Below are 1544 nucleotides of genomic sequence, written 5' to 3' on the forward strand. Positions count from 1 at the left end.
GTCGGGGGAGTGGTCCAAAGACGATGTCTTGCAGGCCTATCTGAACATCATCTACTTCGGTCGCGGGGCCTACGGCATTTCGGCCGCCGCGAAGGCCTATTTCGACAAGCCGGTCGAGCAGCTCACCGTCTCCGAGGGAGCGCTGTTGGCGGCGCTGATCCGGCGGCCCTCCTCGCTGGATCCCGCCGTCGATCCCAAGGGTGCCGCGGAGCGGTGGAACTGGGTTTTGGACGGCATGGTGGAAACCAAGGCGCTGTCGCCGAGCGACCGTGCGGCACAGGTGTTTCCGGCGACGTTGCCGCCCGACCAGGCCCGCGCGCAGAACCAGACCACCGGGCCCAACGGGCTGATCGAGCGCCAGGTGACCAAAGAGCTCATGGAGCTGTTCAACATCGACGAGCAGACCCTGAACACCCAGGGGCTGCAGATCACCACGACGATCGACCCGAAGGCCCAGCAGGCCGCGGAGAAGGCGGTGTCGAAATACCTTGACGGCCAGGACCCCGACATGCGGTCCGCGGCGGTGTCGGTCGACCCGCACACCGGCGCGATTCGCGCCTACTACGGCGGTTCGGACGCCAACGGTTTCGACTTTGCTCAGGCCGGGCTGCAGACCGGATCGTCATTCAAGGTGTTCGCTTTGGTTGCCGCGCTGCAACAAGGTATCGGGCTGGGCTACCAGGTGGACAGTTCACCGCTCACCGTCGACGGGATCAAGATCACCAACGTCGACGGGGAGAGCTGCGGGACCTGCAATATCGCCGAGGCGCTGAAGCTTTCGCTCAACACCGCCTATTACCGGCTGATGCTCAAGCTCAAGGGGGGACCGCAGGCCGTCGCCGACGCAGCACACCAGGCGGGCGTCGCGACCAGCTTCCCGGGCGTCGCGCACACACTGTCCGAGGACGGCAAGGGCGGACCGCCCAACAACGGAATTGTGTTGGGCCAGTATCAAACCCGGCCCATCGACATGGCCTCGGCGTACGCCACACTGGCCGCGTCGGGTGTCTACCACCGGCCCCACCTGGTGCAAAAGGTCGTCAACGCCGAAGGCCAGGTGCTGTTCGACGCCGGCAATGCCGACAACAACGGCGAGAACCGCATCGACAAGGGCGTCGCCGACAACGTCACTGCCGCGATGGCGCCGATTGCCGGCTACTCGCGCGGGCACAATTTGGCCGGCGGGCGGCCCTCGGCCGCCAAGACCGGGACGGTGCAGCTGGGCGACACCCAGGCGAACAAGGATGCCTGGATGGTCGGCTACACACCGTCGCTGTCGACGGCGGTCTGGGTGGGCACCGTGCAGGACAACGTGCCGCTGGTGACGGCCTCGGGTGCGGAGGTCTACGGTTCCGGCCTGCCGTCGGACATTTGGAAGGCGACTATGGACGGCGCCCTTAAGGGCACTCCCAACGAGACCTTCCCCAAGCCGAGCGAGATCGGCGGCTACGCCGGCGTTACCGCCGCCCCGCCCCCGCAACAGCCGTGGCCGCAGACCGACCCCGGCGGCTTCGCGCCGCCGGGTTAGCCGGAGACCGCCTCAC

General features: G+C 67.0%; 1 pseudogene. It reads left to right on the top strand.

The features are described 5' to 3' along the window. Positions 1 to 1477 (top strand): annotated as a pseudogene (locus A5706_RS13235) (transglycosylase domain-containing protein); the annotation flags it as partial. Positions 1478 to 1544: the final 67 nt, after the last annotated feature.

The sequence above is a fragment of the Mycobacterium sp. E796 genome (assembly GCF_001672815.1).
In the GTDB taxonomy this organism is placed as follows: domain Bacteria; phylum Actinomycetota; class Actinomycetes; order Mycobacteriales; family Mycobacteriaceae; genus Mycobacterium.